General features: G+C 70.3%; 11 protein-coding genes. 2 read left to right on the forward strand and 9 right to left on the reverse strand.

Features of this window, described 5'->3' with window-relative positions:
- Nucleotides 1-56: 56 nt before the first annotated feature.
- On the reverse strand, nt 57-641 hold the full coding sequence (locus ACZ5CR_RS37240) for a hypothetical protein (protein ID WP_468866054.1): 585 nt from the start codon (nt 639-641) through the stop codon (nt 57-59).
- A 351-nt stretch (nt 642-992) separates the two neighbouring features.
- Nucleotides 993-1430 (reverse strand): hypothetical protein, encoded by a 438-nt coding sequence (locus ACZ5CR_RS37245; protein ID WP_468866055.1) that lies wholly within the window; start codon nt 1428-1430, stop codon nt 993-995.
- Nucleotides 1431-1589: 159 nt separating this feature from the next.
- Here ACZ5CR_RS37245 and ACZ5CR_RS37250 point away from each other — a divergent pair, with 159 nt between their 5' ends.
- The gene (locus ACZ5CR_RS37250; protein ID WP_468866057.1) at nt 1590-2681 is read left to right on the forward strand and encodes an LPXTG cell wall anchor domain-containing protein; all 1092 of its coding nucleotides are present in this window, start codon (nt 1590-1592) and stop codon (nt 2679-2681) included.
- A gap of 159 nt (nt 2682-2840) precedes the next feature.
- Here the strand turns inward: ACZ5CR_RS37250 and ACZ5CR_RS37255 are convergent, their stop codons facing one another.
- The 7 genes from ACZ5CR_RS37255 to ACZ5CR_RS37285 form a co-directional block, all read right to left on the reverse strand.
- Entirely contained in the window at nt 2841-4679 is a 1839-nt protein-coding gene (locus ACZ5CR_RS37255) for a GMC family oxidoreductase N-terminal domain-containing protein (RefSeq protein WP_468866059.1), read from the reverse strand.
- A gap of 80 nt (nt 4680-4759) precedes the next feature.
- A complete protein-coding gene (locus tag ACZ5CR_RS37260) occupies nt 4760-6376 on the reverse strand; it encodes a succinic semialdehyde dehydrogenase (protein WP_468866062.1) in 1617 nt (538 codons plus the stop codon).
- Nucleotides 6377-6569: 193 nt separating this feature from the next.
- Nucleotides 6570-8441 carry a serine/threonine-protein kinase gene (locus ACZ5CR_RS37265; RefSeq protein ID WP_468866063.1) on the reverse strand — a complete coding sequence of 624 codons (1872 nt, stop codon included), beginning with the start codon at nt 8439-8441 and terminating at the stop codon, nt 6570-6572.
- 131 nt (nt 8442-8572) lie between these two features.
- The gene (locus ACZ5CR_RS37270) at nt 8573-10216 is read right to left on the reverse strand and encodes a serine/threonine-protein kinase (RefSeq protein WP_468866066.1); all 1644 of its coding nucleotides are present in this window, start codon (nt 10214-10216) and stop codon (nt 8573-8575) included.
- A 103-nt stretch (nt 10217-10319) separates the two neighbouring features.
- Entirely contained in the window at nt 10320-12107 is a 1788-nt protein-coding gene (locus tag ACZ5CR_RS37275; RefSeq protein ID WP_468866136.1) for a serine/threonine-protein kinase, read from the reverse strand.
- A gap of 412 nt (nt 12108-12519) precedes the next feature.
- Entirely contained in the window at nt 12520-15408 is a 2889-nt protein-coding gene (locus ACZ5CR_RS37280) for a protein kinase (protein ID WP_468866068.1), read from the reverse strand.
- Nucleotides 15409-15552: 144 nt separating this feature from the next.
- A complete protein-coding gene (locus ACZ5CR_RS37285) occupies nt 15553-17715 on the reverse strand; it encodes a serine/threonine-protein kinase (RefSeq protein WP_468866070.1) in 2163 nt (720 codons plus the stop codon).
- A gap of 135 nt (nt 17716-17850) precedes the next feature.
- Between ACZ5CR_RS37285 and ACZ5CR_RS37290 the strand changes: the two genes are divergently transcribed.
- Complete coding sequence (locus tag ACZ5CR_RS37290; protein WP_468866072.1) at nt 17851-17994, forward strand: hypothetical protein; 144 nt, start codon at nt 17851-17853, stop codon at nt 17992-17994.
- Nucleotides 17995-18175 lie beyond the last annotated feature (181 nt).

Raw genomic sequence — 18175 nt, forward strand, 5'->3', positions numbered from 1 at the left:
TGACGTCACTACTCCCTGCCGTCACTACTCCGTGCCGTGACGACTTCCTGCCGTAACTACTTCGTTCCCGCCAGCTTCGCGATCTGCGCGTCGACGATCGCGTCGGCCACCACCGGGTCGGCCGGGTTCACGCCCGCGTCCGCCCCGGCCGGCTGCGGGTCGAAGACGTTCACAGCGCGGAAGGCGATCACCGTCGAGCCGCTGCGTACGACCGAGACGCGGTGCCGTTCGAGGAACTCATCGGCACGATTCGCGAGCTTGTACGAGACGGCCTCGTCGCCGGTGACGGGCGCGGGCTGCGGCCTGACACCGAAGTAGCGGTGGCTGCCGTTCCCGAACGTGGCGCACTTCTTCGACTTCGTCGCCGTACGCAGCTCGTCCATGGTCTTCTCGGCGTCACCCTGGCCGTACGCGAACAGCACGACCTCGGTCGCCGTGGTGTTCTCGACGTCGGTGCTGCTCAGCGTGCGGCTGATGTGAGCCTTCGACTTCCGCGGGGTGTTGGCGTCGAGCCACTCGGACAGCGGGCGGCAGTCGGCCGGGGTCGCGCGCCCTTCCCCAACCGCCTTCGCCGGCGCCTCCTCGACCTCGTACTTCTTTACGTCACCCGAGGCCAGAGCCGCCTTCTGCAGCTTCGCCACGGCGGAAGAGGCACCAGGGTCCTGCGCAGACGCCGACGGCTTCCCGCCCCCGTCGCCACCCTCATCACCCTTGCCGGCGCTGCCGCCGTCACTTCCGCTGCACGCCGCCGTCAAACCCAGCACCGCTGCCGCCGAGACGGACACCACGCCACGCCACACTGCCGACTTCACGTCCCCGATCCCCCACTTTCACCTCGCAGCATGCGGAGTCACCCGCACCTCTCCTACGACGGAAGATCGTTACGAACGGTTCCCCGTCCGGGACCCACCACCCCGAATCCGCCCACCGCGGGCTCCCGCTGCCGCCCACTATGCGGCTCCCGCAACCGCCAACTCCCGCGACCGCTACCGCTACCGCCAGATCCAGAACCGGAACGGACTCAGGAGCACGATCGCCAGCGCCATGCCGCCCACCACGATCACCACGCTCCACACCCGGCGGCTGCGCTCCGAACGCCCGCCGCGACGCGGCCCGGTCGGCCCCGCCCGCCACTCGTCAGGGCGCCACGCCCCGGCGGCACCCTCCCCTTTCGCCGCCTTGCGCTTCCTGCGCCTGCGGCCCAGGGCCCGGGAGTCCGCCGCCTGTTGGCGCGCCGCCTCCTCGTCGAGGCGCCGCAGCCGCTCGGCCACCATGCGCGCCCGCGCGGACGGCTCCTTCGGCGCCGATGAACGGATGTCGCGCAGGCTGTCGCGCTCGAACCGCTCCCACACGTCGTCCGGTATCCGGTCGGGTATCTGGTCCGATATCCGATCGGGTCTCTGGTCCGGTATCTCATCCGGCTCCGCCACGCCGCCCCCTCGCTGCCGCCGCACTTGCTCCCGGCGAATCACCGTAGAGCGGAGGAATTTCTACGCCACCCGGCAATGGACACACAACCCATGTGATCCACGCCACATAAGAATTATGTGAAGTAAAGGACAACCATTCACAGGGGACGCAGGTCATGCATGCGTAACAACGGCCACACCCGCGTCCCCACCGCGGAGGCCTCCACCTCCGTATCGCCCACCAGGTGGTACGCCGGACTGACTGAGGTCTTCATGAAGCTCCGTCGTGTCATGGCCGCCGCGGCTGCGACCGCTGCCATAGCCCCGATCGCGCTCCTTTCGGCCCCCGCCGCCTTCGCGACGGCCGGGGACACCACTCCGCCTCCGAGCTCGACGGCCCCCGCGTCCGAGACGCCCCCGAGCACGCCCGCCGAGACTCCGCCGACCACACCCGCCGAGACGCCCCCGGCCACGCCGCCCGCGACGACCCCGCCGGTCGAGACGGGCAAGCCCGCGACCGAGCCCCCCGAGACGGACGACCCGACCGAGGAGCCCACCGAGGAGCCCTCGCAGTGCCCGGTCGACGAGGACGGCACGGACGTCGACTCGAAGCTGGAGATCGGCCTCTCGGGTCTGCCCGGCAAGATCGTCGCAGGCAGTGGCTGGCACCAGTTCAAGCTGACCGCCGCCAACCCGACCGACGAGGACCTCGGCGAGGTCCAGTGGCTCGCCGCCGTGGACAGCTTCACGGACAGCGAGAAGGAGAAGGACTGGCTCGCCGACTACGCGCAGATCCAGTACTTCAACCCCGACTCCAAGGCCTGGGAGTCCATCGCGGACGAGGTCTCGGGCGGCATCTACTTCGGCTCCACCGAGCTGGGCGCCAAGGACAAGGTCGACATCAAGCTGCGCCTCAACATCAGCGCCAAGGCCCCGGCCGGTGACGGCTACGCGCTCGGCCTCGGCGGCTACCTCGACTCCGAGCAGAACTGCGTGCACGAGTCTTTCTCGTACTACGAGTTCACGGTCCTGAAGCCCGGCAGCGGCAATGAGAACCCGGGCAAGGCCGAGGAGAACAAGGGCGAAAAGAAGCCCACCGTCGGCAAGAAGCCCCAGGGCGGCGCCAAGGTGATCCCGACGACCGGCAGCCTCGCCGAGACCGGCTCCAGCTCCGCGCTGCCGACCATCGGCCTCGTCGGCGGTGTCGCCGTCATCGCCGGTGCGGGCGCGGTCTTCGCCGTCCGCCGCAAGAAGGCCGACGCCACCGCGTAAGCACGCGCGTCAGCACGCCGGTAGGTAACGGCGCACGAAAGGACCTGCGCTCGGAGGGGGGCGCAGGTCCTTTCGCGTACTTCATGCACTTCGCGTACTTCGCGTACTTCAGGTACTTCGCGTACGCGGATCAGGTCGCGGCCCGGGCTGCTTTCCGGGCTACTTCTTGGCCGGCACCGCGGGCATCCCCAGGAAGGGAAGCTTCAGCGCGCCGAACGCGTCCGCCGGTACCGCCGGGGTCTTCGGCTCGACGGCGGCGATACGTACGTACTGCGCGCCCTGCGCGGGACGCGTGTCCTCACCACCCTTGTTGGGCCAGAACGACATCGCGCGCTCGGCCTGCGCGGTGATCGTCAGGGAGGGATTCACGCCCAGGTTCGCGGAGACCGCAGCGCCGTCGACGACCGAGATGCCGGGGTGGCCGTAGAGGCGGTGGTAGGGGTCGATGACCCCGGTCTCCGCGGAGTCGCCGATCGGGCAGCCACCCAGGAAGTGCGCGGTCAGCGGGGTGCCCATCAGCTCGCCGACGTTCGACCCCGCGAAGCCGTTGATCTCGTCGGCGAGCAGCGTCGCCGCCTCGGTGGCCTCGGGGATCTGCGTCGGGTTGGGCGCGCCGTGGCCCTGCCGTGCGGTCAGCAGGCCCTTGCCGATGCCCTTCTCCTTGCGGTACGTGGTCAGGGAGTTGTCGAGCGTCTGCATGACGAGGCCGATGATGGTCCGCTCCGACCAGCGCCGGTTGGAGAGCGAACGGACCATCAGCCACGGGTGCTTGGCGACGTTGCCGAGCCATCCCGTGACGCGCGCCTTGCCGCCGCCCTTGATGCTGTACGGCACCTGCAGGATCGTCAGGCCGCCCATCGCGTTGGACTTCTTGCCGTAGCGGACCGGCTCGATGTGCGTGGTGGCGTTCGGGTGGATCGACGAGGTGATCGCCACGCCCTTGGTGAAGTCCGCCTTCTCGATGCCGTGCCGCTTGCGGTAGCGGCGGTCGGTGGTCTGCGAGCCGACCAGGGCCTCGGAGTTGGTGCGGGTCAGCGCGCCGAGCCGTGCCGAGATCTGCGGGAGCAGGCCGGTGTCCTTCATGCGGTGCAGGAGCGTCTGCGTGCCGTAGGTTCCCGCGGCGACGACGACCCGGCGTGCCGTGAACGTACGCCCCTTGCCCTTGCGCTTGCTGTCGGTGGGCAGCGTGGCGACGGCGAATCCGCCCCGCGAGTCCTCGGTGACGGTGACCACGGACGTCATCGGGTGGATGACGGCGCCCGCCTTCTCCGCCAGGTAGAGATAGTTCTCGTTGAGGGTGTTCTTCGCGCCGTGCCGACAGCCCGTCATGCACTCGCCGCATTCGCTGCATGCCTTGCGCGAGGGGCCCGCGCCTCCGAAGTAGGGGTCGGGAACTTCCTCGCCCGGCTTGGCCGTTGAAGTACCTGAGGCGTCCTGCTCGTCGCCGAAGAAGACGCCGACCGGCGCCATGTGGAAGCTGTCGCCCACCCCCATGGCCTGGGCGGTCGCCTTCAGGTGGACGTCGGACGGAGTCGTGGTCGGGTTGATCCGCACCCCGAGCATGCGCTTGGCCTGCTCGTAGTAGGGGCTGAGCTCGTCCTGCCAGTCCGTGATGTCCTTCCACTGCGCGTCCTCGAAGAACGGCGTGGGGGGTACGTAGAGCGTGTTCGCGTAGTTCAGCGAACCTCCGCCGACGCCCGCCCCGGCGAGCACCATCACATTGCCGAGCAGGTGGATGCGCTGGATGCCGTAGAGGCCAAGGGCCGGGGCCCAGAGGTAGTTCTTGAGGTCCCAGGAGTTCTTCGGGAGCGTCTGGCGGGTGAAGCGGCGCCCCGCTTCGAGTACGCCGACGCGGTAGCCCTTCTCCGTCAGACGCAGGGCGGAGACGGAGCCGCCGAAGCCCGAACCGACGACGATGACGTCGTAGTCGTAGGACGCGTCGTCGTACCCACCCGTCTCACTGTCCGGCTGTTTCTGGACAGAGTTCTCCTGTGACATTGACTCTCCTCATTGAGAACTGACCTCTGGCGCAGGTTGAGAACTGGCCTCTTGCGGACCTATAGCGGACCTCTAGCCCTCTAGCGCATGCGCAGCGACTTCATGACTTTCAGGCTCAGGCTCATGAACGCCGCGTACTTCTCGTCGTCCATGCCGAAGGACGGCGCGAGCGGCATCAGCCGCTGGTGCGCGACGGTCTGCGCCTCGGTGTACTTCAGGATGCCCTCGGAACCGTGCCGTCGGCCCAGGCCCGAGTCCTTCATGCCTCCCATCGGCGACTGCACGCTGCCGTAGGCGGGCGCGAAGCCCTCGTTCACGTTGACCGTGCCGGTGCGCAGGCGGGTCGCGATCTTGCGTCCACGGCTGCCGTCCTTCGTCCAGACCGAGGAGTTCAGGCCGTAGGACGTGGAGTTGGCGAGGTCGACCGCTTCGTTCTCGTCGGTGAAGCGGTAGACGGAGACGACCGGGCCGAAGGTCTCCTCGCCGCACACCGCCATCGGGGACTCGACGCCGTCCAGGATGGTCGGCTCGAAGAAGAAGGGGCCGATGTCGGGCCGGGCGACGCCGCCCGCGATCAGCGTGGCGCCCTTGGCGACCGCCTCGTCGACGTGCCGCTTGGTGGTCTCCAGCTGCCGCTCGCCGACCAGCGAGCCCATATCGGCGCCGTACGCGAGGGAACGGCCGAGCCGCATCGCCTTCGTGCGCGTCGCGAAACGCTCGACGAACTCGTCCGCGATCGACTCGTGGACGTACAACCGCTCGATGGAGATGCACAGCTGGCCCGCCGACGAGAAGCAGGCGCGCACCGCGCCCGCCGCCGCCTTGTCTATGTCGGCGTCGTGCAGGACCAGCATGGCGTTCTTGCCGCCGAGTTCGAGCGAGACGCCGACGAGTCGGCCCGCGGCGCCCTGTGCGACCTCGCGGCCGACGCGGGTGGAGCCGGTGAAGGAGACGTAGTCGGCGTGCTTGACGATCTCGGGGCCGATGACAGGGCCGTCGCCGAGGACCACCTGGAAGACCTCGGCGGGCAGACCGGCCTCGATGATGAGGTCGCGGGCCCACAGGGCGGTCAGGCAGGTCTCCGTGTCGGGCTTCATCACCAGCGCGTTGCCCGCGACGAGCGCGGGCAGAGCGTCGCCGATGGAGAGCTCAAGGGGGTAGTTCCAGGGGGCGATCTGGCCGACGACACCGCGCGGCTGACGGTTCTCGGTGACCTTCGTGAGGGTCGGTACGACGCCGGTGTGCCGCTTGGGGTTCAGATACGCGGGGGCCTTGCGGCCGTAGTGCCGCGCGGCGACGGCGACGGCCTGCAGCTCCTCGTGCGCGTGCAGCCGGGCCTTGCCGGTCTCCAGCTGGATGAGGTCGAGGACCTCGGCCTGGCGCTGCAGGACCAGGTCGTGGAAGCGGAGCAGGACCGCGGCGCGGCGGCGGACCGGGGTGCGCTCCCAGGCGACCTGGGCCACGCGGGCGCGCTCGAAGGCGGTGGCCACGTCCTCGGGGGTGGACTCGGGCAGGTCGGCCAGCTTCTCGCCGGTGAACGGCGTGTGGTTGGCGGTCCGTCCCGTGCCGATGACGTCCCGGGTGAGCTGCGCGATCAGCTCGGGAGTCACCACGTCGGCGGTGGTGCGCGCGCCTTCGGGAGCGGCGGCTGTCGGGTTCGTTCCGAGGGGCGCTGCGGTCGCCTGCGAGTCCGTCATGGTGGTGAGCGTAGGCCCAGGTCAGAGTTTTGGGTACCCGTCGGTAATCAGCTTTCACCGAGCACACACACCGTGCCAGCGATCGCTGGCGGTAAAGCCCCTGATCAGGGGCTTAGCAGGTGTCCGCAGCGCCCGGAAGGAGTCAACAAGGAGTCAACAGAGGCAGCGGGAGGCCGCGGGGTCGAAGGCGGTGTCAGAGCTTGTCGATCCCCAGATTCTCGATGGCGGTCCTGGCCACCTCGCGGCCCCGCTCCGTGAAGTCGCCCTTGCCCGGGTAGTCGATCCACAGCCGGTACATGTTCCCGGAGTCGGTCCGGTAGTAGAGGATCTTGGCCTCGTGCGGCTGCTCGGTCTCCGAGTCGGTGTACTTGACCGTGTTCTCGGCGGCCTTCCGCTCCTTGTACTTGGCGTCGGCCGTCGTTCCGTCCGGAGCCGGATCGCTGGACATGTGGCTGAACGAGGTCTCGCCGCTCGCCTTGAAGTCCTCCATGTCGGCGTACGCCTGGGAGGCGGCGGACCCGAGGATCTCCTGGGAGGTGTCCTTCTTCTCGGCGAGGTCGAGCGTGATGAAGATGGCGCCACTGGGGTCGGTGTATCTGACCCAGGTCTTGTCCGAGTCGGTGTCCTCGGGCTTGCTCTCCACGTAGTGCTCCGGCGCGGAGACGGTGGCGCCGACCACCTTCGACTCGTGGTCCTTCCAGCCTTCCGTGTCCGAGCCCCCGAAGGGGTTCAGGACCACAAGGACGCCCGCCGCCACGGCCGCGACGGCCACACCCGCGATGACGACGAGCGCCTTGCGGCTGAGGAAGACGCCCTTGCCACTGCCCGTGCCACTGCCCTTTCCGCCGCCGCGTCCGTCACCGTTGACCGTGACGACCTGCGTGGGCGCCGCCTGCGGCGGCTGTGCCGCTTCCTCCAGGAGGGCGCGGACCTGTGCCGCGCGCGGGCGCTGGCCCGGCTCCTTGACCAGGAGGCCGTTGATCGCCTGGGCGAGCGGGCCCGAGGCCGACGCGGGCGCCGCCGGTGTCGCGTTCAGGACGGACTGAAGCGTCGCCGGGGTGTTGTTGCGACGGAACGGCGAGACGCCCTCCGTCGCGGCATAGAGGACCACGCCGAGCGACCAGAGGTCCGACGCGGGTCCTGGCCGCTGGCCCAACACCCGCTCCGGGGCGATGAACTCGGGCGAGCCGACGAAACCACCCGTGTCCGTCAGATTCGTCTCGCCCTCGATCTGGGCGATGCCGAAGTCGGTGAGGATGACCCGGTCGTGCTGCCCCAGCATCACGTTGTCCGGCTTGACGTCACGGTGCAGGATGCCCGCCTGGTGGGCGGCGTCCAGGGCGCCGAGGACCTCAAGACCGATCCGTGCGGCGTCGCGGGCGCCCAGCGTGCCCTCCTGGAGCGCGGCGCCGAGCGAGCGGCCCTGGACCAGCTCCATGACGATCCACGGCTGGCCGTCCTCCACCGCCACGTCGTGGACGTTGACCACGGCCGGGTGGTCGAGACGGGCCGCGGCGCGCGCCTCGCGGCGCATCCGTTCGAAGACGTTGGCGCGCTCGCGCTCGGGCAGGTGGTCGGGGATGCGGGGTTCCTTGACGGCGACCTCGCGGTCCACCGTCTCGTCCTTCGCACGCCAGACCGTGCCCATGCCGCCGTGGCCGAGCTTGGACAGCAGGCGGTAACGGCCCGCGATCAGACGCCCCGCGCCCGGATCCGGCTCGGACGGCTCGGACGGCTGATTCGGGACCATCTGCGTGGGCTGGGCGTACGGGGAGGGGGGCGGCGTCGGCGCGGCGGGGTGCTGCGGGCCTGCGGGGTGCTGCGGACCCGCGGGGTGCCGCGCTGTCTGCTGCTGTGACTGCGGGTACGGCTGCGCCTGCTGCTGCGGCGGCTCCTGGGCGTACGGATTGCCGTCCTGACCGTACTGCCCGCCCTGTTGCTGCCCGCCCTGTTGATGGCCGCCCTGTTGCTGTTCCCCCTGTCCGGGGACGCCGGGCTGCGGCGGCTGAAGTCCGAAACTGGTGGGTTCGTACGGGCCGTAGGAGGCTCCCCCGTCATTGCTCATGGCCACATCACTACCTTGCCGACGCCTCGGGTTCCACCCAGGTCACCGAGTTGTGACAGGGGTGATGCGCCGGGCCGCAGGGCCGGACCTCAGCGGCGTACGTCCGGGCCTCAGCGGCGTACGTCCGGACCTCAGCGGCGCACGAACGAGTCCACCGCCGTGTCGAAATATCGCCTGGCCTCCTTGGCCCTGCCGACCGGCGCCGAGACCCACACGTCGTACATCCGACCGCCCTCCTCCCAGCACAGGTCGAACGTGTGCCGGTCGCCCTCCGCCGCCGTGAAGCCGTCCCAGCTGAACTGCCAGAGCGCCGCGGTCCGTCCGTTGTGCGAGGTCTCGGTGACCTCGCCGTCCCGGTAACCGGGGTTGTTCTTCGGCCCCTTCTCGTCGGCGCGGCGCTGCACGGCGAGCGGGCCGCCCGGCTCCGTGGCTGAACTCTTGATGCCTATGCGGAAGGTGCCGCCCGGCGACTTGTAGAAGACGCGGGGCCCGTCCACCTCGCGCGTGAAGCCGTCCGGCACGGCGAGCGTGAAGCCCCTGCGGTCCGGCGTGACGCGGTAGCCCTCGGGGGCCTCGGGCGTCGAGGGCTTCGGGGTGCGGGAGCCGCGTGTCACCGTCACCGTCGGGGTCGGCGAAGGCGAGGAACTCCCCGTCTGCGTCGGCCCGGTCTGCGAACTCTGCGAGGCCGGCGTCGACGGCGTACCGCCGCCCCTCCCACCGTCCCTGCTCAGCAGGAGCACGGCGGACACCCCTGCCCCTGCCACCGCGGCCACCAGCGCGGCGGCGATCAGCATGGCGCGGCGACGGCGTCGCGATGGCTCCGCCGCTTGGCCCGGCGGACGGATGGGCAGGTCACGGTAGGTGGGCGTGTAGCCGCCGGGCCGCCCGCCCGGCAGCGCCGAAGGCTGCCCGCCGGCCCGGCCCGCGGGTGTCGACGGCATCCGTCCCGTCTCGACGTACGTCCGCAGCAGCCCCTCGGCACCGTCCACGCCGAGCCGCCGGTCCGGGTCACGTTCGAGGAGACCGAGGATGACGGGCAGCAGCGGTGCGGCGGCGGGCGGCGGGCGGATCTCGTCGAAGACGACGGCGTGCAGCACCTGGCTGATCGAGTCCCGGCGGAAGGGCGACTCGCCGGTCACGGCGGCGACCAGGAGCGCGCCGAGCGACCAGAGGTCGGACTCGGGCCCCGTCCGCTCGCCCGACATCCGCTCGGGCGCCGTGTACTCGGGAGAGCCCACGAAGGACCCGATCTCCGTGAGCGTCGTCGCCCCGCTGACCTGCGCGATCCCGAAGTCGGTGAGGACGACACGCCCGGTCGCCTCCTCCATGAGGACGTTGGCGGGCTTGATGTCGCGGTGCAGGACCCCGGCGGCGTGCGCGACGCGCAGCGCCCCGAGCAGATCGATGCCCATCCGGGCCACCGCCCGCGCGTGCATCGGACCCGAGCGCGAGATCCGCCCGGCCAGCGAACCGCCCTCGATCAACTCCATGACGATGTACGGATGGTCGCTCTGTACGACGACATCGTGGACGACGATGATGTGCGGATGCTGGAGCTGAGCCGCCGCCCGCGCCTCGCGCAGGGTGCGTTCGACCTGCTGAATCGCGTCGGATTCGGAGAGCGTGTCGTCGAGCGCCAGTTCCTTGACGGCGACCCGGCGGCCGAGGAACTGATCCGTGGCCTGCCAGACCACGCCCATGCCACCCCTGCCGAGCCGCACATCCAGGCGGTAACGGCCAGCTATGATCCGGGCGTTGTCCCCCACGCTCCCCATGCGGCCATCATGCCCCACAGGTGTGCGGACGGACCCTGTGGGCCCGAGCGGCGGACTGGTTCCGGCCGCTTGTCCCAGCAGCCCCGGGTGCGGACGGCCGTGTTCAGCCCTCCCGCCAGCCCAGGAGTATCGCGTCGAACTGCTGCCGCGCCTTGTCCCAGTCGGCGGCGGGGGACGACATGTAGATCACGTACTCGACGCCGTCACGGCTGATATAGCTCTGTGAGATGGCGCGGCGCGGGCCCGCGGTCGTGTCGTTCGCCCCCGCCGTCCAGCTGAACTCCCAGAGCGCGCCCTGTCGGTCGCGGTAGGTGTTCTGGTCCAGCTGCAGCCTCTTGTAGTTGGGCAGCTTGGGCCGCAGGTTCTTCTCCAGCTCCAGCTGATGCCGGTAGGGGCTCTCGAACGTCGTGTTGCGGTCGACACTGATGCGTACGAAGTGCCGTCCGTGGTCCGGGGTGTAGTCGATCTGGCTGCCGTTGGCCTCGCGCTCCCAGCCCTTGGGAAGCATGAGGCTGAAGCCCCCGGCGTCCTTCACTCGGTGCCAGCCGTCGGGTATGCCGCCGACGGCCTTGCCCGGCTTTCCGTCGTCACTGGACTGCTGCGTACTGCCGTTGTCCTCGTTCTCGAAGTACAGGTAGCCGGCGGTTCCGCCGCCGAGCAGCACGACCAGCGCGGCCACGGCGACGATCGCGGGCCACTTGCGGCGCTTCGGGGTCTTGTACGGGGGCTGGTGGGCGCCGTGGACGACGGTGCCGGAGTGGTGGAGTGCGGAGTTGGGGCCGGTGCCTGTGCCGGTTCCTGTTCCCGTTCCGACCCCGGTGTTGTTTCCGGAGTCGTACCCGGTGTTGTTTCCGGAGCCGTAGCCGTAGCCGTAGCCGTTGTTGCTGCTGCTGCTGCTGCTGCCGGAGTCGTAGCCGGTTCCGGTTCCTTGGGTGACGGTGCCGGGCTGCGGCGTCTGCGCGTACGGCTGTTGCTGGGACTGCGACTGTTGCTGGGACTGCGGCTGCGGCTGGGACTGCGGCTGTTGGGACGTGGCGTGGACCTGCGTCGGCACGTACGCGGGACCGGAGCTCGGCGGCCGCCCCTCCGCGGCCTCGGCGAGCATCAGCTCGGCCGCTTCCGCGGTCGGCCGGGTGTCCGGGTCCTTGCGCAGGAACGCGCTGATGACGGTGGCGAGCGCCCCCGCGTGCTCGGGCGGCGCGGGCTCCTCCGCGACCACGGCCTGCATCGTGCCGATCGGCGACGTGCGCCGGAACGGGGAGTTCCCCTCGACCGCCGTGTACAGCGTGGCGCCGAGTGCCCACAGATCCGACGCGGGCCCGGGGTTGGCGCCGCTGACCCGCTCGGGCGCCAGATAGTCGACGGAGCCGACGACCTCGCCGGTCCGCGTGATCGTCGAGTCCCCCTCGATCGCGGCGATCCCGAAGTCGGTGAGCAGGATGCGCCCGTCGTTCGACAGGAGGACGTTGCCGGGCTTGACGTCGCGGTGCAGGACCCCGGCGGCGTGCGCGGCGCGCAGGGCCTTCAGCGTCCACAGGCCGATACGGGCGGCCTCGACGGGCTCGATGCGGCCCCGGTCCTTGACGGCGTCCGCGAGCGAACAGCCCTCGACGAGCTCCATCACGATCCAGGGCCTGGCGTCGTACTCCAGGACGTCGTGGACGGTGACGACCGCGGGGTGGTTGATCCTGGCGGCGGCCCGCGCCTCCGCGTGCGTGCGCGCGAAAAGGACCGCGCGGTCGGCCTCCTGCACGAACTGCGCGGCCGTCAGCTCCTTGACGGCGACAGTGCGGTGCAGCACCTCGTCGTGCGCCCGCCACACTCGTCCCATGCCACCGCGGCCTATGGACTCACCGAGCCGGTAGCGGCCCGCGAGGAGCAGGCCTTGCATCTGATTCACGATCCCCCGCAATGGTTCTGACATGGCCCAGGTTAGGGAGCGGGAGGCGTACGGGGAACCTCCGGGGGTGCTCAGAGACCTCACTGTGACGCGTGACGCAGCTAAACGGGGCGTTCCGGGACACCAACTACCGCTGATCAGAGGGTTAATTCAGCGTCCATGAATGTTTTCGAACACTCATGACCATCTAAGAACACCTGTGAAATTTTATGAACGTATGTGAACTTCCAGGGCCGTTCATGACCGCGAAGGACGCGGGAAGAACACGGGGAGAACGCGGGAAATAGGCGGGGAAGACCCACGAACGACCCACGAACGACCCGCGGACGACCCGCGGTCGACCCTCGAATGAACCGCGGACACCCTGCGGACACCCCACCCGACAACCCGCGAACGACCTGTCTCAGTCGGCCCGATACGTGGCCGAAGCCTGCTCGAAGAGACGCGACACCTCGTCACGCTCGGCTTCCGGCCCCCGGATCTGCACCACGTGGTACTTCCCGCCGACGGGCATCGCGAGATTCCGTACGAAGGTCTCGCGTCCCTCCGCATCCTGCCAGGTGAACTGCCCCTCGGCCATGGTCCGCCCGCCGACCTCCACCGTGCGCATCCCGCTGGACGTGGCCCAGGTCGAGTCGCGGAACGGCTGCAGCTCGCGCTCGTGCTCGCGCTGATACTTCATCGGGTCCTTGCCGTACTCGTCCGTGCCGTCCCGCCCCGGCACGACGATCAGCTCGAAGTCTCCGTGCGAGTAGACGACCTGGCCCCGGCCGTTCTTGGGCTGCCGGTCCCAGCCGCTCGCGACGGCGACCCTAAAGCCCTCCGCGTCCTTGCGGAGCGTGAAGCCGCGCGGCAGATCGGGCCCGCCGGTCTGCGTCTTCTCCGTGTCCGGGCTCTTCTCGGGCTTGTCGCTCGGCCGGTCGGACTTGCCGTCCTCGCTGGGTCGGGCGCTGGGGCTGCTGCCGGGTTCGGGCGCCTGGCTGCTGCCGGGGTTCCCCGCGGAGCCCGCACGGTCGCTGCCCTCGTTCTTCCCCGACTTGGGCATGAAGGCCACGGCGTACGCGAGCGCCGCGACGAGCCCGACCAGGACGAGGATGAGCAGGAGTCGCCCCAGCGAGCGCGGCCGCCCCGACCCGCTCTGCTTGGGCACGCCGCTCCGCTTCGGCGCGTCGCCCCGCTTGGGCCTTGGCCTGGGCTTCGGCTTGGGTGCATCGCTGCGCTTGGGCGCGGGTGCGGCTGCGGGCGCCACGGACGCCATCCTGGCTTCCCGCTCCCGCTCCCGCCCCCGCTTGGGCTGCTTGTGCTTGTGCCGCCCGTTCTGCCGGTTCGACGTCGGGTTGGCGACGGGCGCGGAGGCGCCCCGCTTCTCGGGTGTACGCCGCTTCTTGCGACGTACGAGATCACCTCGACGGCGTACGACGGGCAGCCGCCTGGCGTCGAACGGCGGCGCGGGCACGACGTTCACGCCGGCTTCCGGCTCGGGCGCCGAGCGGACCAGCGAACGCAGCCAGCCGTTCAGCTCCTCGAAGTCGAGCCGCTCGGTGGGGTCCTGCCGCAGCAACGACTCGACGACGGGCCGCAGCGGCCCGCACTCCTCCGCGTAGGCGGGCGGCTCGGCGCACACCAGCTGGACGAGCTCGAAGGTGCTCTCCTCCGGGTAGGGCGCGTGGCCCTGTACGGCCCGGAAGAGCAGGGCGCCCAGCGCCCAGAGGTCGGTCGCGGGTCCGATGGGCGGGGCGAGCTGCCAGTTCTCGTGCACGGGCCCGGCCTGCTCGGGCGACCACCGCTCGGTCACGCCTCCGACCACGGTCATCCGGGCGTGACGGGCCCGCTCCGCGGCAAGAGCGGTGGCGGGGCCACGCCGGGCGCCGCTCCGCTCGGCGACGAGGGCGTCCCAGTAACTGTGGCCGGATGCGGAGGGAGCGGCGGTGGGGACTGGAGTGGCGGGGGCGGGAGTGGCGGGGGCGGGGATGGAGCCAGGACCGCCTCTGCTGACCGCGGAGCCTGGGGCGTCATTACGTGACGTGGGACGACCGGACCCGCCGCCGTTGTGTCCGGACCCGCCGCCGTGGTGCCCGGAAGCATCGCTGTGGCCGGACCCGCCGCCGTTGTGTCCGGAAGGACCGCTGTGGTCGGAAGCACCGCCGTTGTGTCCGGAAGCGCCGCCGCCGTTCTCCGCGCCAGAGCTCGGCGCACCAGAACTCGACGCCCCCGCGCCCGCGCTCCCACTCCTCGGCACGGCTCCGTGCCACTGCTTCGTACCCCCGACGCCGTACGGATCCAGGATCCGCCCGGCGACCTCGACCTCGGCCGCACCCCCGTTGCCGTCCTCCGCGCCATACCCGCGCGGCCCTTCCTCGTCGCCCGTCCCGCCGTCCCTGGGGCCCGGCAACTCTCCGCCCCGCGCCGCGGCCCGCGCCCCCGCGCGATACTCGGCTATCGCGCTGGACCGTGCCGCCCGTGCGTCACCCTCGGGCTCCACGGCCGGGGCTGCCTCGATCGCGGCATGCCCACGCGAACCCTCAGCCTCATCAATCTCGTAGACCTCATCAGGCTCATCTGCCTCAGACTCACCACCAGCACCATCAGCACCACCACTACCGGCACCACCAACACCACCCACATGGCCGTCAGCCCCGCCCTCAAAGCCCGCGAAGTACTCCTCGGGCCGAGGGTCGTACCCGCACAGCGCCTCTTCCGCCGCGCCCGCCGCGAGGCCCGTGAGGACCACCCTGCCGTCGTCGCAGACCAGGACCGTGCGAGCGGTGATGTTCCGGTGGACCCAGCCGTGCGCGTGCAGCACCCGCAGCGCCGTCACCACGTCCGACGCGATCTCCGCCGCCCGATACGGGCTTAACGGCCGGTCCGCGAGCAGCGCGGCCAGCGGCCTCGCCGCCACCAACTCGCTGACTATCCACAGCGAACCGCCCTCGGCGAACACGTCGAAGACCTGGTCGAGCCGAGGGTGGTCGGGTATCTGCGCGGCGGCCTGTGCCGCCTCTATCGCGCGCCGCACCGCCGGGTCCGACGGCCTGCGCGTCGTACGCGCCGAGGGCCGACGCACCGCTCCCGCGCTCACGAACCCCGCCGGAAGCTCTCCCTCCGGGATGTCACGCTCATCGAACTCAAGCACTTCCGCATCGACGACCTCGGGCAACGGAACCTGTCTGACCAGGACTTCCTGCCCGCTGTACGTATCGAAGGCCCGCGTCTCGGCAAGTTCGTACTCGTCCGCGGGAGGCAGCGGGAGGCGATAGCGGTCGGCGAGCACCCGCCCCGCGTATTCGTCCACGACACCTCCCCGCATCCGCCCGGTGGTCAATTCCGTTCGTGTTACGCCTTGTTGCGGCTGCGTACGGTCCGCAAGCACTCACGATACGTGCCGGAGGCAAACCACATTGAGGGGATTCCAGATCTCACCGAGACCCGTCGCGAACTACTTCTTCGGCTTGAACGACTTCGTGAGGGTCTGCCACGCGTCCTTGCGCTCGTCGCTGTCCCACTTGTCGGCCTTGGCCGTGTACATCATTCCGTAGCCCAGACCGCCGTTGACGACGAACCCGCGGTCTATCGAGCGGAACTTCGTGCCGCCGTCGACGTACGTGAACTCCCAGTCGGCCGTGTTCCAGCCGCGGTAGTCGGCCTTCTCTATCCGGATCCGCTTGTACTGCGACCGGACCATGTACGACTCCTGCTTCTTCCAGTCGCTCACGGGGTCGGACTTGGGAGTGGACGTCCAGCCGATCAGCAGCTTCTGGCCGTTCGGCCCGGAGAAACGCGCGCCCGCGGCCGCCGTGGACTGGTACTTCCAGCCCTTGGGCAGACCCACCGAGAACCCTTGGGAGTGCTTGTACGTCGACTCGGCGCCGTCATCCGGCTTCTTGCCGGAGTCGTCCTTGCCGTCGTCGCCGCTCTCGCCCTGGTCCTTGTCCTCGTCCGAACCGGAGCTCTCGTCAGAGCCCGCGCTCGCGCCCGCCTCGTCCTTGCCCTTGCCCTTGTCGGCACCGCCGTCCTGCCCGGCGCCCTTGTCCGTCTCCTTGTCCTTCTGGCCGCCGCCCGCGGTCGCCCCGCTGGACGTGGTCTTGTCGCCGTCGTTCTTGCTGTCCCCCGCACCGCTCTCGTCCCCGCCGCTCAGCGAGAAGGCAAGGACGGTCCCGAGCACCGCGATCGCGAGCGCCAGCGAGAAGATCACGAGCGTGCGCCGAGGCACGACGTCGGTGAGCGAGGCCTTGGGAGGCGTCGCACGCGGCGGCGTCGCGGGAGCGGAAGGAGCCGAGGGAGTACCAGAGCCCTCAGCAGAAGCAGCAGTCCCGGAGGCCGCCCCAGCCCCGGCGCCCGCACCCGCACCCGCACCCCGCGCGGTGGCCGCAGCCGCCGCGTTCCGCACCGACCGGAGCGCACCCTTCAGCCGGTCAGCGGTCTCCTCGCCCCTACCGGCACCGGAGTCCGAGCCCGCGCCCGCACCGGAGTTCACGTCCGATTTCGTGCCCGAGCTCGCGCCCGAGTTGACGGAGGACCCCGCGGTCTCAGAGGTCCCGACCGGCGCGGACGCAGCCGCAGACGCAGACACAGCCGCCGAACCGGCGGCACCCGCGGCCACGCCACCAGCCGCCGCGCCCGACTTGCTCTTGCCCTTGCCCTGGCTCTTGCCCTTGCTCTTGCCGAAGCGCTTGCCCAAGGACGGCGGCACCGGAGGCAGCGGCACGACCTTCGTCGCGTCGACCGGCTCCGGCTCGTCCTTGACCTCGGGCGCGTGGATCACGTCGAGCAGGAACGCCCGCGCCGCCGCGTCGTCGAGCCGCTGCTCGGGGTCCTTGGCGAGCAGGCCGTAGATGACCTTCTCCAACGGCCCGGCGTTCGTCGGCTGTTCGACGTCCTCGGTCATGACCGCGGTCAGGGTCGCGATCGCCGACCCCTTGTCGTACGGAGGCACGCCCTCCACAGCCGCGTACAGCAGCCCGCCCAGCGACCACAGGTCGGCCGCCGGACCCGGCTTGTGCCCACGGGCCCGCTCGGGCGAGATGTACGAGGGGGCGCCGACGAGCATGCCGGTGGACGTGATCGACGGGTCGCCCTCGACCTGCGCGATACCGAAGTCCGTGAGGACGACGCGCCCGTCCTCGGCGATCAGCACGTTGGACGGCTTCACGTCGCGGTGCAGAATCCCCTCGCGGTGCGCGGAACGCAGCACGTCGAGCACCGCGAGGCCGACCTCGGCCGCGCGCCTCGGCGTGAGCAGCCCGTCCTCGCGCAGGGCCTCGGCGAGCGACTTGCCCTCGACGAGCTCCATCACGATCCACGGCCGGTCGTCCTCGTCGACCACGTCGTACACGGTCACCGCGCTGGTGTTGCGGATCCGTGCGATCGCCTTGGCCTCACGCAACGTACGCGTGATGAGCCGCCGCTTCTCTTCCTCGTCGATGCTCGAGGGAAAGCGGAGTTCCTTCACCGCGACCGTACGGCCGAGCGTCTCGTCCTTGGCGCGCCAGACGGTTCCCATTCCGCCGCGGCCGAGCACCTCGCCCAGCCGGTAGCGCCCGGAGAGGAGACGTTCGCTCTGGTCCTGACGGGACTGACCCGCCTTCTCCGCGTCCGACATGCGTCCCCTCTGCTGCTACCGCTGCTACCCGCGCAACCCGCCCTGACAGAGCCTTCATTGTCCCTTACTTCGGGACCGGTCTACGCCCAGGGTCCAACGTCCCTCATGAGGGGCTCCGCACAAGGAGAGACCACCGTGCCCATTCGACGGGCGCTGCTGGCCGTACCCCTTGCGGTGACCCTCATGGGCCTGACTTCCGCCAGTGCGCCGCCGGCCGCGAAACCGGCCGCGGACGCCACTCTTCCGTTGCTCGTCACCCGAAGCAAGGCCCCGCCGTGACGCTGTTGGCCCGCGAAGCCCCATGGTCACGGCATATGTCCCCACCCGCGGAAGCGGCCTCGCGGCACCACGGTCCGGGGGCCACACCGGTAAGGCAGCGGGCCCGGCCCTTGAACGGAAGCTCCTGGAGGCCGAGTTCCGGCCGGTGGGGCTTCGCGTCGACCGGGCCCCTCAGGAGTGC

This window comes from Streptomyces sp. NPDC031274, assembly GCF_055570235.1.

Excerpts from the sequence above, each read along its gene's own strand:
- ACZ5CR_RS37275 (WP_468866136.1), bottom strand. The coding sequence starts at position 12,107 with ATGCAAGGCCTGCTCCTCGCGGGCCGCTACCGGCTCGGTGAGTCCATA.
- ACZ5CR_RS37255 (WP_468866059.1), bottom strand. The coding sequence starts at position 4,679 with ATGTCACAGGAGAACTCTGTCCAGAAACAGCCGGACAGTGAGACGGGT.
- ACZ5CR_RS37250 (WP_468866057.1), top strand. The coding sequence starts at position 1,590 with ATGCGTAACAACGGCCACACCCGCGTCCCCACCGCGGAGGCCTCCACC.
- ACZ5CR_RS37285 (WP_468866070.1), bottom strand. The coding sequence starts at position 17,715 with ATGTCGGACGCGGAGAAGGCGGGTCAGTCCCGTCAGGACCAGAGCGAA.
- ACZ5CR_RS37260 (WP_468866062.1), bottom strand. The coding sequence starts at position 6,376 with ATGACGGACTCGCAGGCGACCGCAGCGCCCCTCGGAACGAACCCGACA.
- ACZ5CR_RS37265 (WP_468866063.1), bottom strand. The coding sequence starts at position 8,441 with ATGAGCAATGACGGGGGAGCCTCCTACGGCCCGTACGAACCCACCAGT.
- ACZ5CR_RS37270 (WP_468866066.1), bottom strand. The coding sequence starts at position 10,216 with ATGGGGAGCGTGGGGGACAACGCCCGGATCATAGCTGGCCGTTACCGC.